Source organism: Xenorhabdus siamensis, from assembly GCF_037996745.1.
Classification (GTDB): Bacteria; Pseudomonadota; Gammaproteobacteria; order Enterobacterales; family Enterobacteriaceae; genus Xenorhabdus; species Xenorhabdus indica.
The window spans coordinates 38572-60995 of record NZ_JBBMXE010000017.1 but is presented as its reverse complement, the minus strand read 5'-3'; the positions used below and the strand labels follow the sequence as shown (position 1 = coordinate 60995).

Here is a 22424-nt window from a genome sequence, read left to right as displayed (position 1 = left end):
GGAGACGGGTTGTAAAGCAGAAATAATGAAAAATAAGTTCAAGTGGTTGATGGTTATTCAAGGTGATGATGTTTTATCATTTTTTGTGACGAAATATCACCAATACTATAATTTTTTTATATCTTGTACGTGAGATTAATATCTCGTTGTATTTTCTGAAATGAGATCGCAGAGAAAATTACAGGTAGAACTAATAGGAAAAATTTTAGCGAAAAACATCGTCAGTTTTTTACCCATACAATAGGAACATAAGTAATGATTAGATAGTTGAGGGAAAATGTGTTTGGGTAAGGTAGATGTGGTTATTGGCATCAGTACCAGTGATAAAAGGTAAAAAGCCCGACTAGCAGAGCTAAAATCGGGCTTTTTAGAATTTGGCTCCTCCAACTGGACTCGAACCAGTGACATACGGATTAACAGTCCGCCGTTCTACCGACTGAACTATGGAGGAATTGCTGCGTTCCTGAGAACGAAACGAATAATAGGGGAATACTGAGGAGTTGTAAAGCGAAAAAATAGAAAATAAATTCAATTGGTTAAGTAGTGTTCAGAGTGACAATGTGACGATAGAAAACGTATCTGAGTAAGATAAAAAATTGTTTGTTAGAGTTAGAGATAGCCCACAAAGGGGGAGATAGCAAAAAGCCCGATTAGCAGAGCTAAAATCGGGCTTCTTAGAATTTGGCTCCTCCAACTGGACTCGAACCAGTGACATACGGATTAACAGTCCGCCGTTCTACCGACTGAACTATGGAGGAATTACTGGGTTCCTGAGAACGAGGCGAATATTAACGATGAACTCAGAGAGTGTCAACGCAAAAATTCTATTTTTCTATTGGTTGCTCATCATATGAGCGCATTGTGCTATGAATATGCTACTTTGCTGAAATTACATATTTTTGTTCAACCTTAGGAGATTGAAAATAAGGCGATTGTTCTGAACACGCAATCATAAAATACATCATAAAAACAAATTCCGTCTTTTCGCCTGATGATTCGTTTGATTTCATTCTTTATTTCGTTAGATACATTTGGGTGAGCAAGTATTGTGTTGACAGCATCCTGTGATACTTTTTCATCAACGAACCACTCACCGTTGTAGCAGACGCGTAAATCTAGTACATCAATGTCTTCAAAATGATAAACCGGCTTGATATCAAATAGCAGAACGGCAGCCATGGCGAAAAAAAGCATGGTAAATAGGATAAGTGACCAAACGCCAAAATAGGGGGCATACCACATCAGTACAGCGAGGAAGGCATAAGCAACGATCATCGCCAAAAACAGGTATGGATGCTGGTGAATAAAGATGCTATTAAAGTGCACCTTACCATCTCGATGCTCTGCGAGATTGATCCGCTCAAGATCCTGAATCAATATCTGTTTGATGATATCCATAATACTAGCCCGATTATTGTAGAAATCTGTTATCGAATTAAAAGTGTTAACATTTTTAAGGTTATCATGCCCAGAGCATCCACCTGTATAGCAATTACTTTTTTTTATTTGCAAAACTGTTATTGTCTGGAAAGAACACGAGAATTTTTTCTTAAGATAAAAGTTGAATAAATCAAATAAAATCATAAATTCATCTATTTATTCGGTTATTCTGTTCTAATATTGAGCGTATAAATTTTTTTTAGATCGATAATACATAAAAAGGTTGCTATTCCTGTGCGGTCATGCGTTAATGCGTCTGGCCTGATAAACAGACCTACTTTATGTACGACATCTTGAGTTAATGCGTTATGTGTAAAAGTGCTATCCTAAGTAGCCTTTGTAGACCGTTTCCTTCTTAGTGCCTCCATAAGTAATAGCTGATACTGGCCAACACATGCCCGAGGTGGCGAGTTTTTTTTGATATATAGGAAAGTCACATGAAAATGACAGGTCAAGTGAAGTGGTTCAACGAGTCCAAAGGTTTTGGTTTCATTACTCCAACTGATGGTAGCAAAGACGTATTCGTTCACTTCTCTGCCATTCAAGGTAACGGTTTCAAAACTCTGGCTGAAGGCCAGAACGTAGAATTCACCATTGAAGATGGTGCCAAAGGCCCAGCAGCAGCAAACGTGACTGCTATCTAATTTAGCCTTCATGCCTTATTAAGCTCGCCATGCTAAAACGCGTTGGCGGGCTTTTTGTTTATAGAATGATTTTTAATAAAAAATAATATCTATATATTATAAACTTCGGTAATTTTTTTTATTGAACAGATGATAAAGATAGCATTTTTTCAAGTTCATTTATTAATTAAGGCCTTTACTTATCCATTTTACCTGATTATACTCCCGGCCAAATTCTATTGGAGTGCTGATAATTGAACAGTCAAAGTTTTAGGTTTAATAAAAAATAATTCGGTAAGCTGTTCATTTACATTCAATTTACTGCTTACCTGAAATGGTGTGCAGTACTACTTAATTTCCACGAGTTGTACTCTCCCGGAAAATCACGCAATGCTGTAGGGCTGCTATTTTAAATCTTTAATTCTTTAAATATAGTATCAACAGGTATGTCGGGGTATCTATAATGCAACTTTATACTCATTCCTTGTTTCCTCCGGGGACATATCAATAACCAGATCGAATTTCTATATTCGGTCCTGTTCCTATTGCACAAAATAAAGAAATTATTTCTTTAGGCTACCCGTTGAACTTTAGCTCAATACAAAAAATGAATAGCGATTAGAGATCGTACCTGTAAAGCGTACGATCATTTTAATTGCAGGCTTGATATTATCTGAAATCTTGAAGCCAATAAATACTCAGCTATAGAAACCCGGAATCAAGTTGGATCCTATACCTAATAGATTTTGGGTTATAGTGTAGAAGCTGTAAATGAGCGGTTGGTAAATGAGCTAAGCCAATGAATAAGTAACCTGGCAGGTAAAAGGAATACATTTATCCATTTTAATATTATTGGGAGAGTGTCATGTTTCTAACATCTATTGCTATTCATTTACTATCTGCTATGTGTTTCGGGGCATTAATTGGTGCAGAACGCCAGTGGCGCCAACGTATGGCAGGATTGAGAACCAATGCCTTAGTTGCCACTGGCGCTGCGGTTTTTATTCTTTGTTCAATATCAACTTCGCCTGATAGCCCCGGACGTATTGCTGCGCAGATTGTATCTGGTATTGGTTTTCTTGGTGCTGGTGTGATCATGAGAGAAGGCATGAATATTCGTGGTTTAAATACAGCGGCAACTTTATGGTGTTCAGCAGGTATTGGGGTCTTGTGTGGGTTAGGGCAATATTGGTCAGCGAGTATTGCAACTGCAATAATTCTATCAGCAAATATTTTGTTGAGAGAAGCGGCTCAGAGAATTAATGCTCAGCCTCAACAATTAGCCTTAGATTTAGAGCAGCGTTATAAAATCCAAATTATCTGTGATATTGGTGATGAAATATTAATCAGGACGCTGATCCTGCAAGCAATTAATGGATTAAACATTCGGCTACAATCATTAAGTAGTACTGATACCCACCAACCAAATAGACTTGAGGTGTGTGCAGAAATATTGGCAACGCCTGCGAAGCAAAAAGAGATCGAATCGATTGTTTGTCGAGTGAGTTTAGAAAAAAGCGTCAGCTCAGTTAACTGGAAAATTGCTGCTGAGTTACCTGCTTAGAATAATTTTATATAAGTAATCTAATTATTTTATAAGGAGTTTATGTGGACGATCCTCCTTCATTTCTTAGTATGAATAAGATGTTGCCTATGAAATAACGTCATTACATTAATAATATAGAATGGTATTGAATATAAATCCTTTCATTAATGATAATGAACATTATTCTCAGTTAGGCAACACCAAAAACTTTATAAATTCTTCTCTATTAGCAAAGAAGAGGTAATCACTATGATGGAAAATTGAATATCGCGTGTATGATTGGGAGTGCCGTCACAAAAACTGATTAATCATTTCAGAAAAGAGTTTATTATAGTGCAACACTTCAACACTTCAACACTTCAACACTTCAACACTTCAACACTTCAACACTTCAACACTTCAACACTTCAACACTTCAACACTTCAACACTTCATAGAATCGTCGGGATAATAAACTGAAGGATAAGTCAATTATCAGATATGGAAGTCAAAGAAAGTAGAGATTTGTTTTCTTTACGGCTACAGAAAAATTGATGAGTTACCTTTTAGTTGTGTTAGTTGGAAGTTATCAATTTTTGTGTAGGAATCACAGAAAAACTACCAATTGATTTTCAAAGGCATAGCAGAAAGGATGTGATCTGTTTGCTGCCATGTGTAGAAAAAGGAGTAGCTATTCCGCTTACTGAAGAAAGTCGTAACAATATCATGTAATTGGTTAGCTACCATAACGAACAAGGTTTCAGGGTGTTAATCTTAGCAATACGTGAATTAAACCTTGATGAAGTGAAACATCTACTTCTGTTACTAACGAAAAAGAGTAAGTATTTCGGTTAAGGTGTTTTCCGAAGATAATTCTGTCATTACCGCTAAAATTTGTCATGATATAGAGTTAGATATTAAGAATATTCTTAGTTGCCTTGATATTGAATGTATGAGTGATGAAAACCTTTCAAAATAAGTGGAATTAAGATCTGTTTTTTCACTTAATCCTTCGGAAAAAAATCATGTACTTTAAAGTCACTACAAAATAATAAGCATGCAATAGATCTTTCTGATGATGGAATAAATGATGTACTGATATTGCAGTATGTTGGAGTATTTATGTGGATATTGGGATGGATATCGCAAAAGAATTTGCAGGTATCATTTTGTTTGATAAAAATCAAATGGCATTAGAAGAAGGCGTAAAAAGATAAGGAAAACGTTTGGTAATATTATGTAGTATTTAAATATGACGGTCAGATCGAATTTTGGAATGTATTTTCTATACTGTTGCCAATGCATTTATTCTATTTTTACCTATGTTAACCATTTATTAATTCGTACAAAACCTAATGTACGATATTTCACATTAAGTCTTTGGAGTGGGATAAAATGGATAAAAGTTTCTTGAGAAAACCTCTCAAATAGGATGTGAAAAATGTGGGGTATTTTATGCTCCGACACTTTCTATTTTCTATATTACAACACATTCTATGTGGTATTTATCTGAACTAATAGTGTATAACATTAAGCCGTATTCCAATCTGAAGAGTAGTGGAAGAGGTGTTATCACAAAAATCAGGTGTACATATGTTGTGCAAAAAACTGATTGTATAAAGTACCATCGTTTTACCTGTATTATTGATGACATTAATAACAATGGCATTAGGTAGTTACATATCATGATCATCATTTACTACTTTCATAAGGGTTAAAACTGTTACCTTGGGAATATTTTCCTTGATTAATTGAGGAAACTGATAAGCTCCTGCATTATCATTCATGTGATAAAACGATTTTATATTCATAGTATTGGTGAATGATTGTGAGTAATTTCCATTAATTAATACCTTATTCTATCTTGAGTAAGAAAATAGCCATCGCAATTTTCGTATCAATAGCTCTGGCTATTAATGACTTTTGGCAGATATTTTGAATAGGTATTGATGTTATTCTTTAACTACGAACCTACTATCATAATAATGATAAACTTAACGAAGTAATAGAATTATTTTTTTACGCTATTTTTTTTATTTGAATTGTTTTATTACATGACTTGTTATTATTTATATTCCAAATTAAGTAAAATAAGACACTATTTGTTTTTATTCCATCTATTGTTTTTTTGCATTCTACTTAAACTATAAATTACTTTTTAAATTTAGTTTTGCGCTGTATAATAATTTATTGGTTAATTTGCCTTTTGTAATTATTTTGTTTCTGAATTTATCCTATTTAAGGAAATTAATATTAGGAAAATAGGTTATTTTGTACTTGATATGTCAGTTTATAAACTGGTCGGATGAGTGTTATAATCATCGATTATTCTTAACATTTATGAAGTTGTGGAGGATATATATTATAATTTTTTCTTATGTTTTTGGCTTGTGGAGTGCTCAGCGGTTGTAAATAACCACCAATGGGGTTTTCGTTAAAAAAATGTCAAAAGCTATCATTCTGTGCGTTATTTTTAATAAATAAAATTTATCAATTGTAATGGCTTGGTAATGTGGTACTGGCATTGTTATGTGGTAGGATTTGTTAGGGTATCGGAGACTTGTTGATTACTATTGCTCTGGGGTGAAGATGCAGATGTTTTTTTATTTCAACATCATACTGTATTTTATCTTATTTTTGTGATCTGTGCGATACTTGTACTCTAAGTGATGTTGATGTCGCCTCGGTCACTGTATGAAAATGGTGCAATCGTAAATTAAAAATGATCAGAGTGGTATCTTTTCAATAACTAGTATTCACATATGATTAATAAATTTGGCATAACTATGATCTAAATCAACTAATAGTGGAAGATGAGTACCTATCCACATTATCAGGAAACAATTTTTAATAATATTTTGATAATTTAGCTAAAGAAAGGATTTTTTATCGTTATTTTAAATTTATAAGTTTAATAGATCGTACAAAACAAAAAATGGTCTCTAATATTTTTATTTAAATAATTTAACTTATTAATTATGGACTATTTTTTGTTTTCTTTTGCTTGAATAGTTAATGAGCTAGAATCATAATAAAAAAAGGTAGTTTTGTGATGTATGTCACATAGTATTTAAAATGACATATATTCTCCGTTGTATAAATTGATGATTCAGGAGTAAAGTTAATTAGTATTAAGAATATTCTTAATCAATTGTGGCAAGTTCATTATCCAGATGACGCAATAATACTTTTACAATCCATTACCGAAATATTTTAGAAATTGGGCGATCCCAAGAGTAATACAAAGGACAGTTACTGCTCTGGCTAAAGATGTATATTTCAGTTATGTCGGAGATTATTGAATCTCATGCTACTGGTAATTTTGTCGTGAGTGATTCTTTGATCACTTAATTGATTTTTTCATGTAATCGGACGGGATATATAGAAATGAGTACGGTTGAATTGCTCAAACATATTTATGACATAAATTTATCGTATTTGCTTTTAGCACAACGGCTAATTAACCATGAGAAAGCGTCTGCGATGTTCCGTTTAGGTATTAGTGAATCTATGGCTGATACATTGGCCGAGCTGACATTGCCTCAGTTAGTAAAATTAGCTGAAACAAACCAACTGATTTGCCATTTTCGGTTTGAAGATCACGAAACTGTACAGCAGTTGACGAAGGAATCACGGGTGGATGATTTGCAGCAAATCCATACAGGGATCTTGCTATCTACCCATCTTTTTCAACAGTTATCCACTCAGGATGACGCTTCAATCAAGAAAAGAGCATAAAGATGGTTGAGAAAAGTATTGTCCAGGAAGCTAAAGATATCCAGTTGGCAATGGAACTCATCACTTTAGGCGCACGGTTGCAGATGCTTGAAAGTGAAACGCAATTAAGCCGGGGAAGGTTGATCAAACTGTATAAAGAATTGCGGGGAAGCCCTCCGCCTAAAGGGATGCTCCCCTTTTCGACGGATTGGTTTATGACTTGGGAACAGAATATTCATTCTTCCATGTTCTACAATGCTTACCGTTTCCTGTTGAAAAGTGGACATTGTGCTGGTGTTGAGGCTGTAGTAAAGGCTTATAGATTATATCTTGAGCAATGCCCTCCAGCGAGTGAAGATGGGCCCGTTTTGGCTCTAACCAGAGCCTGGACTCTCATTCGTTTTGTTGACAGTGGGATGTTGCAGCCAACCGAGTGTCGCTGCTGTGGTGGGACTTTTATCACACATGCTCACCAACCGGTAAATAGTTTTGTTTGTAGTCTTTGCCAGCCGCCTTCAAGAGCAGTAAAAAAACGTAAACTTTCTACGCAATCTGCCGATACTAATTCACAACTGCTGGATGGATTTGCTCAGCAAGCTATGTGAATTTAAATGGGAAAGTGAAAATTAGGTTACAGGTTTTGGTTACTCTGGCCTGTAATCTACACCCATCCTCTTCCTCATTGACTAGTTCGCCCTGTTCAAATCCCATCTGCTCACCAACTTAGCTAAAGGATATCGCGTGTTAGTACTTTTAGGATATATCATGGTTTTCGGTGCGGTAATTGGTGGCTATCTGCTTGTCGGTGGTCACATGGGCGCACTTTATCAGCCAGCGGAATTTTTGATTATTACAGGTGCGGGCATTGGTGCTTTTATCGTGGGTAACAATGGCAAGGCGATAAAGGCTACATTACGTGTTTTACCAAAAGTATTGCGTAGATCAAAATACAATAAAGCGATGTACATGGATCTGATGGCTTTACAGTTTCGTCTGCTATCCAAATCCCGCCAACATGGGCTTTTGGCTCTGGAGCGTGATATTGAGAATCCGCAACAGAGTGATATCTTCACACAGTATCCCCGCTTACTAAAAGATCCTTATCTGATGAACTTCATCACGGATTATATGCGCTTGATCATCAGCGGTAATATGAATCCACATGAAATCGAAGCCCTGATGGATGAAGAAATCGAGACTTATGAGCAGGAAAGTGAAATTCCTGCAACCAGTCTGACAATGGTGGGAGATTCATTACCGGCATTTGGGATCGTTGCGGCCGTGATGGGGGTAGTTCATGCGTTAGGTTCGGCTGATCGGCCAGCAGGAGAACTCGGAGTATTAATTGCTCACGCAATGGTAGGAACATTTCTGGGGATCTTACTGGCTTACGGTTTTGTCTCGCCTCTAGCGACTTTGTTGCGTCAGCGCAGTAGTGAGCAGGTAAAAATGATGCAATGTATTAAAGTTACTCTGCTTTCCAGCATGAATGGTTATGCCCCACAAATTGCGGTTGAATTTGGTCGTAAAACATTATTTCTCACAGATCGTCCTTCATTTACAGAACTTGAAGAGCATGTTCGTAGGGTTAAGGCCCCTGTACAACAAGAAGCTGAAGACTAATTATGAGAGCGAATAATGTTTCTGTTATCAGAATAAAAAAGCGCAAAAAACATGGTCATGGTCATAGTGGTGGCTCATGGAAAATTGCGTATGCCGACTTCATGACTGCAATGATGGCTTTCTTTCTGGTTATGTGGCTGGTATCTATCGCCAGTCCACAGGAATTGACCAGTATTGCAGAATATTTCCGTACCCCTTTGCAGGTTGCAATCAATAAGGGGAAACAGAGTAGTGATAATACAAACCCGATCCCTGGGGGAGGGGATGACGTTTTCCAGCAGGATGGAGAAGTTTTCCGTCAGAACAAGCAAGTTGAAGCTAGTGAGGAAACTCGTCGTTTGGATCGGTTGCGTCAACAACTTGATCACCTGATCATCACTGATCCTCGTCTCAAAGAACTGCGTCCGCACTTATTGATTGACATGATGGATGAAGGTTTACGCATTCAAATCATCGACAGGGAAAATCGTCCGATGTTCCTGATTGGTAGTGCGAAAGTTGAAAACTATATGAGCGATATTTTGCGGGCAATTGCACCAATTCTGAATACCATTCCAAATAAGATCAGCCTGTCTGGGCACACTGATAATTTGCAATATATCAATGGACAACGTGGTTACAGTAACTGGGAGCTCTCTTCAGACCGTGCAAATGCATCAAGACGAGAGTTGCTAATTGGTGGCTTAGAGGAGTCCAAAGTCCTGCGGGTTGTTGGTATGGCATCCACCGTCAGTATGCAGAAAGATATTGCTCCCGATGCTCCTGTTAATCGTCGTATCAGCATTATTGTTTTGAATAAGGAAGCAGAAAAACGGATTGAGCAGGAAAACAGCGGCGGTAACGCCATGACTGCAAGCAGTAGTATGGATATGCAAGACGTCATCAGAATGGATTCGAATGAGGGAACGCCTTCTCAGCAACCCACCAGACAATCCAATGAAATCACAACGCCCGGACAGCCAAAAGTAGAATCGGCAAGTGATACTAATAAGGTGACAGAGTAAGTAACGATGGATATTACCGCGTTTTATCAGACTTTTTTTGATGAAGCAGATGAGCTATTGGCGGATATGGAGCAACATTTATTGCTGCTTAATGCCGATGAACCTGATCATGAACAGCTAAATGCCATCTTTCGCAGCGCCCACTCTATTAAGGGGGGCGCTGCGACATTTGGTTTTACCAAGCTACAACAAACTACACATGTATTGGAAAATCTGCTGGATAGTGCCAGACGTGACGAAATACGCCTGACAACTGACATTATCAACCTGTTTTTAGAAGCGAAAGATATTATGCAGCAACAATTGGATGCCTATAAAAGTTCTCAGGAGCCAGATGAAGATACATTCAATTATATCTGCGAGACATTGCGTCAGCTTGCATTAGAGTTACAAGAAGATCAGCAGCGGGAAGAACAGCAAAATATGGAAGTTTTGACTGCAATATCTGAAGTTGAGCCTGTAATGGAAGAGACTATCCAACATGCGACAGAAAGTCAGGCAGAGAAGGAAGTACAAGCAGTAACAACAGATCAACCTGGACAATCAGAAGAAAAAAGCTCTCCGGCTGTGGCAATAGATCAGGGCAGGATCCGTGTTCATCTGTCTGGGTTGAAAGAGCGTGAAGTTGCTTTGATGAAAGATGAACTCGGACATCTTGGAGAGGTTTATGACGTTGAACAAACCACAGATAGCCTTGAGGCCTCATTAATCACATCTGCAACAGAGGATGATATTACTGCGGTATTGTGTTTTGTGGTTGAACCTGAGCAGATAACTTTTTTGCCTGTATCGGATCTCCAACCGACAGAATCAAAAACTGAAGAAAGTACGACATCATCCGATACTACAACGACAAATACTGTCATAAATAATGTGGCATCTGATACTGTCGATAGACCACAGTCTGTTAATACGAATAATGCAAATAGTACAAATAGCGCGAAGAAAAAAGCAGACGTACATGACGTTGGTCGTCCGGCACCGCGTCCAGTAGCAGGATCACCGCGTCAACGTGTGGAATCTTCCAGCATTCGTGTGGCTGTTGAGAAAGTGGATCAACTCATCAATCTGGTAGGTGAGCTGGTGATCACTCAATCTATGCTGGCGCAGCATTGTGATGCTTTAGAGCCGACAAAACACAGTGAACTGTTGAGTTGCATGGCTCAATTGCAGCGCAACTCTCGTGACTTACAAGAGTCTGTTATGTCGATCCGCATGATGCCGATGGAATATGTTTTCAGCCGTTATCCACGCTTAGTGCGGGATTTGGCAGGAAAATTGAATAAAAAAGTAGAACTGACATTAATCGGCAGCTCAACAGAGTTGGATAAGAGTTTGATTGAGCGAATTATCGATCCGCTTACGCACTTAGTGCGCAATAGTCTTGACCACGGTATCGAAATCCCGGAAAAACGTCTTGCAGAAGGTAAACCGGAAACGGGTAATTTAACTCTTGCTGCGGAGCATCAGGGCGGCAATATCTGTATTGAAGTTATTGATGATGGTGCAGGGCTAAATCGAGAGAAAATCTTAGCCAAAGCTCAGTCTCAGGGGCTGACGGTGAGTGAAAACATGAGCAACGAAGAAGTGGCTATGTTGATTTTTGCTCCCGGATTTTCTACCGCGGAAGTGGTCACAGATGTTTCCGGCCGTGGAGTGGGGATGGATGTGGTTAAACGTAACATTCAAGATATGGGAGGACAGATCCAGATCAACTTCCAAGAAGGGAAGGGGACAGTCATTCGTATTTTGCTGCCGCTGACATTGGCAATATTGGATGGTATGTCTGTCAAAGTTAACGATGAAGTCTTCATTTTACCGTTGAGTGCTGTTGTCAGCTCCTTACAGCCACAAGAAGCAGATATTTATCCATTGGCGGGAGATGAAAAACTGTTGCAGGTACGTGGTGAATATCTGCCATTGCTTGAACTGTACCGGATATTTGACATTGCAAATACAGAAACGGATCCAACAAAAGGTATTGCCGTGATTGTACAAAGTGCGGGACGTCGTTATGCACTGTTGGTAGATAAACTGGTCGGGCAGCATCAGGTTGTTGTTAAAAATATTGAAAGCAACTACCGCAAAGTACCGGGCATTTCAGCGGCCACTATTATGGGGGATGGCAGTGTTGCCTTAATTATTGATATTCCTGCTTTGCAGAAACTTAATCATGAGCAGTTGGCCGTGCGTAAGGCTGAACTTGCAAACAAAAATAATCACTTAAGTTAGACTCAATTTCAAGTCACAGTAAAAGGTAACATCATGCCAGCCATAGACGAATTTAGTAAATTATCGGGGGAAACAGCCGGAAAGGAATATCTGGTTTTCACCTTGGGTGACGAAGAGTATGGAATTGAAATCCTGAAGGTACAAGAAATACGTGGTTATGATCAGGTTACCCGGATTGCCAACACTCCAGCTTTTATAAAAGGTATAACTAACTTGCGTGGAGTGATTGTTCCCATTATTGACCTACGGATCAAATTTTCACAAGAAAATGTCACTTACAACGATAACACTGTGGTCATCATTTTGAATCTGCTTAATCGCATAGTGGGGATTGTGGTTGATGGTGTATCTGATGTGCTGTCTCTGAAAGAAGAGCAAATTTGTCCTGCACCAGAATTCGCCGTCACCTTATCAACTGAATATCTGACCGGGCTTGGCTCCATTGAAGAGCGTATGCTGATCCTGGTAGACATTGAAAAATTGCTCAACAGCGAGGAAATGGCATTGGTAGATTCTGTCGCCAGAGATTGATATTTCAGGGCTGCCATAATTCTCGCTCTTTTTGCCAAGAGTTTGGTGCAAAGTAGAAGTATGAAAAGGCAGCCCGGTTTGTTGTAGATCAAAAAGACACAGTAAAAACTCAATTTTTTGTATTACGCGTAAAGTTCCCTTTAAGGATGCCGATAACACAGGCATAGCAATTTATTACACAAGGGAAGTCATGTTTAACCGAATGAAAATAGTGACGGGACTTATCTCGGTCATCATATTATTTGGTGCTCTGCAATTTGTCTCAGGGGGACTGTTCTTTAAGGCATTAAAGAATGATACCAAAGCCTTTGATACATTAGATGAAATGCGGCAGCGTCAGAAATTATTGGATGAGAGTTGGATCAACCTGTTACAAGCGCGCAATAACCTGAATCGTATTGGCATCATCTATATCCTGAAAGAGCATGGTGGAGAGAGAGAATACAAAATTGAGGATGTTTTAGCAGAAGCTAAGGTTAACTTAGCGCGTGCTGAGCGTCGTTTCCGGCAATTTGAGCAATTGCCAAGCATAGTTATACGCGAACCAGAGCGTATGCAGAGCTTAAAACAAACCCACCAAGACTATCTCAATGCACTGAAAGAACTAGATGTGTTGCTGGTAAAAAAACAGTTTAAAGAATTTTTTGCCCAGCCAACTACTACGTATCAGAACGCATTTGATGCTGAATACACCTTTTACTTGGATCAAAATGAAAAACTGTATCAGCAGTTGTCAGATGAAGCTGATGCCGCCTACCACAATATTATCATTAGCCTGATTTTTGTATTTATATTGCTGATTGCCGTTATGGCAGCAAGTTGGGTTGGTTTGCGTAAGTCATTGATTGATCCGCTGCACAAACTGTTGGATGCCATTAAAGCTTTCTCGAAAGGTGATTTGACTAAATCTGTTGATGTCTCTGGCAACAATGAAATGGGAATGTTGGCGGTTGGCCTGAAAAATATGCAAGACGAGCTGATCCATACCGTCAGAAGTGTGCATCACAGTACTGAAACCATCTATACCGGCACCAGCGAAATCGCAGCGGGTAACAATGATCTCTCTGCCCGTACTGAGCAGCAAGTGGCTTCATTGGAGGAAACTGCGGCCAGCATGGAACAGTTGACAGCAACGGTAAAACAAAATGCTGACAACGCGCGCCAAGCCAGTAATCTGGCGGATAACGCCTCAGATATCGCCCGTCAGGGAGGCAAAGTGGTAGCAAATGTAGTGCAAACTATGCACGAAATTGCTGATAGCTCACGCAAAATTTCAGATATCACGGGTGTTATTGATGCCATCGCTTTCCAGACTAATATTCTGGCTCTTAATGCTGCGGTAGAAGCGGCTCGTGCAGGTGAACACGGTCGTGGCTTTGCTGTGGTTGCTGGTGAAGTCCGCAATCTGGCACAACGCAGTGCAGAAGCAGCGAAAGAGATTAAGTCACTGATTGAAGACTCCGTCAGCCGTACTGATACAGGCTCTGTACTGGTAGAAAGTGCTGGCGAAACAATGAATCAAATTGTCGATTCTGTTACCCGTGTGACCGACATCATGGGAGAAATAGCATCGGCTTCTGATGAACAAAGTCGGGGAATTACACAAGTTGGTGTCGCTATCTCTGAAATGGATAGGGTTACACAACAGAATGCATCATTGGTTGAACAGTCTGCGGCCGCAGCAGCAGCGTTGGAAGAGCAGGCCATGATCTTGACCAAAGCAGTATCATTATTTCAGTTACCGGAGCAGGCAGAAAGGAAGCAGCCTGAGAAAAGAAAACATGAAGTTTTACCGACGATAAAATCGCCGACTCCTCCAGCTAATAAAACAAATCCTCCCGTGCTGAAAAAAAGCAGCGATGTGGAAGACCCATCTAATTGGGAAACATTCTAAAAAAATAATAGCGATAACTACGGCTGCATTATGCAGCCGTTAAACGAGGTGATTACATGTTAGGCAGGTTTCGCATATCAACCAGTTTGTATCTATTACTGATGATGTTTTGTGTTATGCAGATTATTTCCAGTGGCTTATCTTTGGGGATAATTCATACAGACCAGTCATATATAGAAAGAATTGATTTGGGAACTCAACGAAGAGATACCCTTGGATTGAGTTGGGCGGCGTTGCTGCAAACGCGTAATACCTTGAATAAGATCGCGATTGCTCATAAAGTCGGGCAACCGAGAGAGCAAATAGATGAAATGGAAGCACTGCTCAAAAGTTCACTGAATGAAGCTGAAAGGAACTTCGCACGTTTTAGTGCATTGCCTCTGATGGAGCAGAGTGACAATGGAGCTGAATTATTGTTGGCTGTTGAGCATTCATACCAAGAATACATTAATGCATTGAAGGAATTAAAAACCTTCCTTTATGAAGGGCACTTTCAGGAATTCCTCGATCAACCAACAGAAAGTTATCAGAGTAAATTAGAGGTTGCATACAATAACTATATGCATTATCTCGGTGCTCATATCAGTAAAGCAGTTTCTGATGGCGCATTCTATTATAAAGTCTCCATTGCCATGTTCTTTGGCGCTATCCTGATGGTGTTTGTTGTTTCCCTGTCAGCTCACTGGTGGCTGAAACGTAATCTTCTCAAACCTTTTGCAAATATGAGAGCGTGTTTTCAGGATGTGGCTGAAGGGCGGCTAAATAAAGAAGTGGCAGTCACCACCGATGACGAAATTGGTAACATATTCAGAAAACTGCGTGATATGCAGAATTCACTGATCAAATCTATTTCGTCGGTGCGGGACAATACCAACCAAATGTATGCCGGTATCCAGGAAATCACGCAAGGTAATACTGATTTATCCTCACGTACTGAGGAACAGGCGGCATCACTGGAAGAAACTGCGGCCAGTATGGAGCAGTTAACGGTTACTGTTAAGCAAAACGCAGAACATGCCCGTCAGGCCAGTGCACTTGCGGTAGCAGCTTCTCAAACAGCAATGAAAGGTGGTGAACAGACCAGCAGTGTTGTTGCAACGATGGACGAAATTGCCAATAGTTCAAAGAAAATCAGCGCGATTATCAGCGTGATTGATGGTATCGCTTTCCAGACCAACATTTTGGCCTTGAATGCAGCGGTTGAAGCTGCCCGCGCTGGTGAGCAGGGCCGAGGATTTTCTGTAGTCGCCGGAGAAGTTCGTGATCTGGCGCAACGTAGCGCTGATGCCGCAAAAGAAATCAAAATATTGATCGATGAATCCGTCCATCGTGTTAACCAGGGTTCTGATTTGGTAAATAATGCCGGACGAACAATGGATGAATTGGTCAAATCAGTAAACCAGGTCACTGATCTTATGTCTGAAATTGCTGCGGCTTCTGACGAACAAAGCCGTGGTATTCATCAGATAGCCCAAGCTGTCAGTCAGATGGATCAAGTCACACAGCAAAATGCGGCATTGGTGGAACAGTCCGCTGCCGCCGCTGCTGCGCTTGAAGATAAGGCAGATATATTGGTGAAAACGGTTGCTCAATTTGAATTACCGACAGATTTGGAACATGAGCATGATCATCAGGGATATCCTGCGTCAAAAATGACCGATGAGTATGTTGTAAATCAAGTACGCTGAGGTCAGATGAAATCCAATTTAACAGCTTCAGATGCTGAAGCTACTGCACCGCTGAACTTTATGTTTCAGCGGCATACGTTGTCGGATGCGCAATTTCAGCGCATCTGCCAGTTTATTTACCAACGAGCTGGCATTGTCTTGGCAAAAAATAAGCGCGAGATGGTTTACAACCGCCTGGTCAGGCGCTTGCGTGTTCTGGGACTCAATGATTTTGGTCAATATCTGTCAATTCTGGAACAGGATAGTTATAGCAAGGAGTGGGAACTATTTATCAATGCATTAACGACTAATCTCACCGCATTTTTTAGGGAAGCCCATCATTTTCCTATTCTGGCGGCACATGCTGGTAGAAAAAACGGGGGAACTTACCGTGTCTGGAGTGCAGCCGCATCAACGGGAGAAGAGCCGTATTCCATTGCGATGACACTGTATGACACTTTATGTGGTAAGGACACTTTGTATGGCAGATCGTGTGATGTATTGGGGCACCGTTCAAACCGGATAAAAATCATTGGCAGTGATATTGATACCCAGGTGTTGGAAAAAGCTCGCCAAGGTGTTTATCGATTAGATGAATTACAACATCTGAGTGAAAGCCAGAAGAAAAAATATTTTTTCAAAGGCGTTGGTTATTTTGAAGGGTACGCCAGAGTTCGCCCAGTGCTTACTGAGCTGGTTAGCTTTCAGCACCTGAATTTACTTGATTCTGAGTGGGCACTGGAAGGTAAATTTGATGCAATTTTTTGTCGTAATGTCATGATTTATTTTGATAAAAAAACGCAGGAAAGAATTTTGCGCCGCTTTGTCAATTTCTTAAAACCAGATGGTCTGCTCTTTGCAGGGCATTCCGAAAACGTCACTCAAATCAGCCGAGAGTTCTACTTGCAAGGACAAACCGTTTACGGTTTAGGCCGGGCAAGGAGGGGTCATGAATAAAATAACCGTTCTTTGTGTGGATGATTCGGCGCTGATGCGTCAAATCATGCGGGAAATCATCAATAGTCACCCAGACATGGAAGTGGTGGACTGTGCGCCTGATCCGTATGTTGCCCGCGATTTAATCAAAAAATATAACCCGCAGGTATTGACATTGGATGTCGAGATGCCGCGGATGGATGGCATTGATTTTCTTGAAAAATTAATGCGTTTACGACCTATGCCTGTTGTGATGGTTTCATCACTGACGGCAAAAGGTTCGGAAATTACATTAAAAGCACTGGAATTGGGAGCTGTAGACTTTGTAACCAAGCCGCAATTAGGTATTCGTGAAGGCATGCTGGCTTATAGTGAGCTGATTGCGGAGAAAATCCGTGCGGCGGCACAGGCAAAAATCAGCACAGTAAGACCAACACAAGAAATTGCGGCTCCACTGAATTTTAAGCCACTTTTGTCCAGTGAGAAATTGATCGCGGTTGGAGCTTCAACCGGAGGAACTGAGGCAATCAAGAATCTGTTACAACCTTTACCTGTTACCAGCCCGGCATTACTTATTACACAGCATATGCCATCCGGCTTTACTCGCTCATTTGCAGAACGACTAAATAAATTGAGCCAGGTTACTGTCAAAGAAGCGGAAGATGGTGAGCGTGTCTTACCGGGACATGCCTATATCGCACCGGGAGATCGCCATATGGAACTGTGCCGTAGCGGAGCTAACTACCAAATTATGACCAGCAGTGCTCCACCCGTTAATCGTCACCGTCCTTCTGTCGATGTTCTGTTTCGTTCTGTTGCTAAATATGCAGGGCGTAACGCGGTGGGCGTCATATTAACGGGTATGGGCAGTGATGGTGCGGCTGGTTTATTGGAAATGAAACAAGCGGGAGCTTACACATTGGCACAAAGTGAATCAAGTTGTGTGGTCTTTGGTATGCCGCGGGCCGCGATCCAGTTAGGTGCTGTCGATGAAGTGATGGATCTGCAAAAGCTGAGTAAAACGATGCTGGCTAAAATCAGTACCGGGCAATCGATTCGGATTTAGTCGTTATTATACCTGATATATTTCAAGTTGCAGCACAATCGGCAAGCCGCACCTTGAAAGATAAAGGGAATATTGTGGTTAACTTTTACAGCACGATGCTGCTGGATGAATAAAATTTCAAGGAGTTTTTATGGCAAGTAAGGATCTAAGATTTCTGGTGGTTGATGACTTTTCAACCATGCGTCGAATTGTGCGTAATTTGCTGAAAGAACTGGGTTTTAACAATGTTGATGAAGCATTGGATGGAGCAGAAGCGCTGGCAAAACTTCGTGCAGCCGAATTTGATTTTGTTATTTCTGACTGGAACATGCCTAACATTGATGGTCTCGAATTGTTAAAAACAATTCGCAGTGACGAAAAATTGGCTGCTTTGCCAGTTTTGATGGTGACGGCAGAAGCAAAAAAAGAAAACATCATTGCCGCAGCACAGGCTGGAGCCAGTGGTTATGTTGTGAAACCATTTACTGCGGCAATTTTGGAAGAAAAGCTCAATAAAATATTTGAAAAATTGGGGCTTTAAGGAGACAAAATGAGTGAAAATCCAGTCATGCCGAGAGATGAGGCGGTTACAACCAGTGAAATAATCAGTCGTATCGGACAGTTAACGAGAATGCTGCGCGATAGTCTGCGTGAACTGGGATTGGATCGAACCATTGCTCAGGCGGCTGAGGCGATCCCTGATGCGAGGGAGCGATTGAATTACGTTGTCCAGATGACAGCACAGGCGGCTGAAAGAGTGCTGAACTGCGTTGAAGTAGCTCAACCTCGCCAGAATGAATTGGAAACCTCTGCAAAATCCTTAACCCTACGTTGGGATGAATGGTTTGCGAACCCGGCTAATTTAGAGCTGACTGATGCGCGCGCTTTGGTGACGGACACGAGAGATTATCTCAAACTCGTGCCAGAACATGCTGCCTTCACCAATGCTCAATTGCTTGAGATCATGATGGCTCAAGATTTTCAGGATCTCACCGGGCAGGTCATTAAACGGATGATGGAAGTCATTCAGGAATTGGAAAAGCAACTGGTCATGGTATTAATGGAAAATATGCCTTCTGATCAGGTGGCCAAAACTAAAAAAGAGAACGAAAGTCTTCTTAATGGCCCTCAGGTTAACCAGAATGGGATTGGTGTCATTGCCAACCAGGAACAGGTTGATGATTTATTAGATAGTTTAGGTTTTTGATAACGAGTGATAATACTTTAACGAACGACATTTATTCTTAAATATATTTGATGTTTGGGCGAGTCAAGCGGCTGCCCAAACGTTATTTCCAAAGTTTCCAACTATGCAAAAATGCCAGATTTTCGGTTAGAGCACAATGTTACTGATTGATTTGATGTATAAAATGATTTCATTATTCAGATCCTATCAAAGGAAAACACAGTGCAGTCGATTGAAAAAGTCATCTATTTGGCAGATTCATTTGTTTCTTACCGTAAATATTTTAATGAGAATCACCAAAATCCGGTGATGTTTCTCCATGGTACGAATAGCAGTGGTAATGGTAGCTTTGGAGGGATAAGAACGGCATTTAATGGTGACAGGACGGTTATTATTCCTGATTATGCCGGGTGTGGAAATTCTGGGTTGCCATCAGAAATATTGACTGTCGAGCACCTTGCGGAACAGACAAGGCTAACAGTTAAATTCGCAGGCAAATATTTATAAATGGTTGACAGCGACACATTGTAAATAATTGAGAGTTGTTTTCTGCTGTGGCCTTTACTTAGCAATCTGGCGGCTTGTTGCTGGTCTTCTGCGGTAAATCTGACAGGCCGCCCGCCAATTCTCCCCTGTTCCCGTGCCGCGGCTAAACCTGCGTTAGTTCTTTCAACAATCAATTCACGTTCCATTTCCGCCAATGCACTCATTACATGAAAGAAAAATCTTCCCATAGCTGTGCTGGTATCGATACTGTCAGTCAGACTTTGAAAATGAATTCCTCGTTCATGTAGTTCTGAAATGAGTGTCACCAGATTTTTTACACTGCGTCCCAGGCGATCTAGCTTCCATACAACGAGTGTATCACCAGATTTAAGGTGCTTTAACGCACGTTTTAATCCTGGGCGATTGGCAGTTTTCCCACTGATTTTGTCTTCAAAAATCATTTCGCAGTTAATGCTGATCAATGCATTTCTTTGTAAATCACTATTTTGGTCATTTGTTGACACTCGGATATAACCAATTCTTGCCACGGATAATCCTTTAATTACATAAGAAACTATTTGTCAGAGAATAATACCTATTTTTTTGTTACAAAAAACCCAAAATTTGTCAGATCACGCGATAAAAATTTGCCTAATGGCCTTTATTATTTAATTTTTTGATTTATGAAGATTTGCTATAAACAAAATTATTTAAGATATTATTAGAGTTAGTGATCATACTCACAGTATTAAGTTTTCTTACCAACAAGCCCTAATTAGTTCTCGCTTATTTCCTCAAAATCATCTTTTATTTAATTGAAACATTTTTGTTACCGGTTTGTTAAGTATGATTCCGAGGGTATATATGGAACTGATCACACAATGGTTAGGTGCAATAAACGGGGTTGTATGGGGAGTACCAATGCTTATTGGCCTTCTGGGTATAGGTATTTTCATGCAGATCCGTCTGTCTTTCTTGCCGATACGCAAATTAGGCACAGGGTTCAAATTACTCTTTCAAAAAAATACACAACGTGGTGAAGGGCAAATTTCCCCTTTTAATGCATTAATGACTGCATTGTCCGCAACGATAGGTACAGGGAATATAGCAGGGGTTGCAACGGCGATTGTTATGGGGGGCCCGGGTGCCTTATTTTGGATGTGGATGACTGCGTTGGTGGGAATGGCAACTAAATATTCCGAAGCTGTGCTGGCAGTACGTTACCGTGAAACAGATAAGAACGGTAACTATGTTGGTGGACCCATGTACTATATTAAAAATGGATTAGGGAAAAAATGGGTATGGCTAGGAACATTATTTGCTTTCTTCGGAAGCATAGCCGGCTTTGGCATTGGTAATACGGTACAAGCCAACTCAGTTTCTGAAGTACTGCAAAGTAGCTTTGGTGTTGATAAAACCATAACGGCGGCGGTACTGGTTCTTCTAGTTGGTGCGGTATTGATTGGTGGTATCAAACGGATTTCTGATGTTGCAGGTAAACTGGTGCCTGTTATGACTGTAGGTTATTTGGGCGCAGGTATGGTCGTTTTAGGACTCAATGTGAGTGTCATTCCAGATGCGTTTGCCTTGATTGTTAAATCTGCTTTCACTCCTGTTGCAGCACAGGGGGGATTTGCTGGAGCAGCCGTCTGGGCTGCAATTCGTTTTGGGATTGCCAGAGGTGTATTTTCTAACGAAGCAGGTATGGGAAGTGCTCCTATTGCTCACGCCACAGCGAAAACCCAAAACCCGATCCGCCAGGGCTTAATTGCTATGTTGGGGACGTTCATTGATACCATTGTGGTATGTTCTATTACCGGGTTGACCATCGTTATTACTGGCGGTTGGTTGACAGGTCAGACAGGAGCAACATTAACAGCGACTGCTTTCTCGTCAGTTATTCCGGGAGGTCACTACGTTGTTGCAATCGCACTGGTAATCTTTGCTTTTACGACCATATTAGGATGGAGCTTCTATGGTGAGAAATGTATTCAGTATTTACTGGGCACAAAAGCCATTATTCCTTTCCGTATTATTTGGATCATTGCGTTACCGATTGGCGCAACTCAATCACTAAACTTTGTCTGGTTACTGGCAGATACACTCAATGCCATGATGGCTATCCCTAACTTAATTGGGATTGCGCTGTTAAGTCCGGTTGTATACCGCCTGACGAAAAATCATATCCATGATGTTAATGCGGATAGCATTGAGATTAAGGCAAGTCGTGTTGAGATTAAAACCGCAATGAAGGCAGATTAATAATTATTAAGCCAATATAAATTGGAATAGTTTTCCATATCTCAAGCAGGGTGTTATCAGTCTGAACGCCTAGCATTCTGGTATGGGGGCGACGTTATATTTCCAGTAAGGCATAAATCTCATATACCGTTGTTTTTCACGTTGCGGCATCTTGAAACCCATCGGGGATAATGCCGCAAATACCCCCGCAAATTTTGCAGTGTTCTTGCCATTGAATTTCCTGGCTTTTGTCATGCTTAGCACAATTTTATTT

The 22424-nt window shown here is 40.4% G+C and carries 17 protein-coding genes and 2 tRNA genes; 15 read left to right on the top strand and 4 right to left on the bottom strand.

Annotated features, from left to right (window positions below; all coding sequences use genetic code 11):
* Positions 1 to 375: 375 nt before the first annotated feature.
* The 3 genes from AAC852_RS16835 to AAC852_RS16825 form a co-directional block, all read right to left on the bottom strand.
* Positions 376 to 451 (bottom strand) — tRNA-Asn (locus AAC852_RS16835).
* A gap of 231 nt (positions 452 to 682) precedes the next feature.
* Positions 683 to 758 (bottom strand) — tRNA-Asn (locus tag AAC852_RS16830).
* 151 nt (positions 759 to 909) lie between these two features.
* Positions 910 to 1398 carry a YlaC family protein gene (locus tag AAC852_RS16825; RefSeq protein WP_340621992.1) on the bottom strand — a complete coding sequence of 163 codons (489 nt, stop codon included), beginning with the start codon at positions 1396 to 1398 and terminating at the stop codon, positions 910 to 912.
* A gap of 479 nt (positions 1399 to 1877) precedes the next feature.
* On the opposite strand from AAC852_RS16825, the gene cspE reads away from it, so the two are divergent.
* From cspE to cheZ, 14 genes are all read left to right on the top strand, one after another.
* Positions 1878 to 2084 (top strand): transcription antiterminator/RNA stability regulator CspE, encoded by a 207-nt coding sequence (gene cspE / locus AAC852_RS16820; protein ID WP_038265922.1) that lies wholly within the window; start codon positions 1878 to 1880, stop codon positions 2082 to 2084.
* An 844-nt stretch (positions 2085 to 2928) separates the two neighbouring features.
* Complete coding sequence (locus tag AAC852_RS16815) at positions 2929 to 3627, top strand: MgtC family protein (protein WP_340621991.1); 699 nt, start codon at positions 2929 to 2931, stop codon at positions 3625 to 3627.
* Between the two features lie 3348 nt (positions 3628 to 6975).
* Positions 6976 to 7326 (top strand): flagellar transcriptional regulator FlhD, encoded by a 351-nt coding sequence (gene flhD, locus AAC852_RS16810; protein ID WP_047681063.1) that lies wholly within the window; start codon positions 6976 to 6978, stop codon positions 7324 to 7326.
* A 2-nt stretch (positions 7327 to 7328) separates the two neighbouring features.
* Entirely contained in the window at positions 7329 to 7910 is a 582-nt protein-coding gene (gene flhC / locus AAC852_RS16805; protein WP_340621990.1) for a flagellar transcriptional regulator FlhC, read from the top strand.
* 136 nt (positions 7911 to 8046) lie between these two features.
* Positions 8047 to 8928: a flagellar motor stator protein MotA gene (motA, locus tag AAC852_RS16800; RefSeq protein ID WP_340621989.1), complete on the top strand. Its 882-nt coding sequence runs from the start codon at positions 8047 to 8049 to the stop codon at positions 8926 to 8928.
* A 2-nt stretch (positions 8929 to 8930) separates the two neighbouring features.
* Complete coding sequence (gene motB, locus AAC852_RS16795) at positions 8931 to 9932, top strand: flagellar motor protein MotB (RefSeq protein WP_340621988.1); 1002 nt, start codon at positions 8931 to 8933, stop codon at positions 9930 to 9932.
* A gap of 6 nt (positions 9933 to 9938) precedes the next feature.
* Positions 9939 to 12164 carry a chemotaxis protein CheA gene (gene cheA / locus AAC852_RS16790; protein ID WP_340621987.1) on the top strand — a complete coding sequence of 742 codons (2226 nt, stop codon included), beginning with the start codon at positions 9939 to 9941 and terminating at the stop codon, positions 12162 to 12164.
* A gap of 33 nt (positions 12165 to 12197) precedes the next feature.
* Positions 12198 to 12695 carry a chemotaxis protein CheW gene (gene cheW, locus AAC852_RS16785; RefSeq protein ID WP_038268995.1) on the top strand — a complete coding sequence of 166 codons (498 nt, stop codon included), beginning with the start codon at positions 12198 to 12200 and terminating at the stop codon, positions 12693 to 12695.
* A gap of 190 nt (positions 12696 to 12885) precedes the next feature.
* Positions 12886 to 14589 carry a methyl-accepting chemotaxis protein gene (locus AAC852_RS16780; RefSeq protein WP_340621986.1) on the top strand — a complete coding sequence of 568 codons (1704 nt, stop codon included), beginning with the start codon at positions 12886 to 12888 and terminating at the stop codon, positions 14587 to 14589.
* A gap of 56 nt (positions 14590 to 14645) precedes the next feature.
* Positions 14646 to 16277, top strand: a complete 1632-nt coding sequence (locus tag AAC852_RS16775) for a methyl-accepting chemotaxis protein (RefSeq protein WP_340621985.1) — start codon at positions 14646 to 14648, stop codon at positions 16275 to 16277.
* A 6-nt stretch (positions 16278 to 16283) separates the two neighbouring features.
* Positions 16284 to 17213, top strand: a complete 930-nt coding sequence (gene cheR, locus AAC852_RS16770; protein ID WP_340621984.1) for a protein-glutamate O-methyltransferase CheR — start codon at positions 16284 to 16286, stop codon at positions 17211 to 17213.
* A complete protein-coding gene (locus AAC852_RS16765) occupies positions 17206 to 18258 on the top strand; it encodes a protein-glutamate methylesterase/protein-glutamine glutaminase (RefSeq protein ID WP_340621983.1) in 1053 nt (350 codons plus the stop codon). Before cheR ends, AAC852_RS16765 begins: the two co-directional genes overlap by 8 nt.
* A gap of 130 nt (positions 18259 to 18388) precedes the next feature.
* Positions 18389 to 18778 carry a chemotaxis response regulator CheY gene (cheY, locus tag AAC852_RS16760; protein WP_099134854.1) on the top strand — a complete coding sequence of 130 codons (390 nt, stop codon included), beginning with the start codon at positions 18389 to 18391 and terminating at the stop codon, positions 18776 to 18778.
* Positions 18779 to 18787: 9 nt separating this feature from the next.
* The gene (gene cheZ / locus AAC852_RS16755) at positions 18788 to 19444 is read left to right on the top strand and encodes a protein phosphatase CheZ (RefSeq protein ID WP_340621982.1); all 657 of its coding nucleotides are present in this window, start codon (positions 18788 to 18790) and stop codon (positions 19442 to 19444) included.
* A gap of 380 nt (positions 19445 to 19824) precedes the next feature.
* Here cheZ and AAC852_RS16750 read toward each other — a convergent pair whose 3' ends face one another.
* Complete coding sequence (locus AAC852_RS16750) at positions 19825 to 20457, bottom strand: recombinase family protein (protein ID WP_340621981.1); 633 nt, start codon at positions 20455 to 20457, stop codon at positions 19825 to 19827.
* A gap of 316 nt (positions 20458 to 20773) precedes the next feature.
* On the opposite strand from AAC852_RS16750, the gene AAC852_RS16745 reads away from it, so the two are divergent.
* Positions 20774 to 22171, top strand: a complete 1398-nt coding sequence (locus AAC852_RS16745; RefSeq protein WP_340621980.1) for an alanine/glycine:cation symporter family protein — start codon at positions 20774 to 20776, stop codon at positions 22169 to 22171.
* Positions 22172 to 22424: the final 253 nt, after the last annotated feature.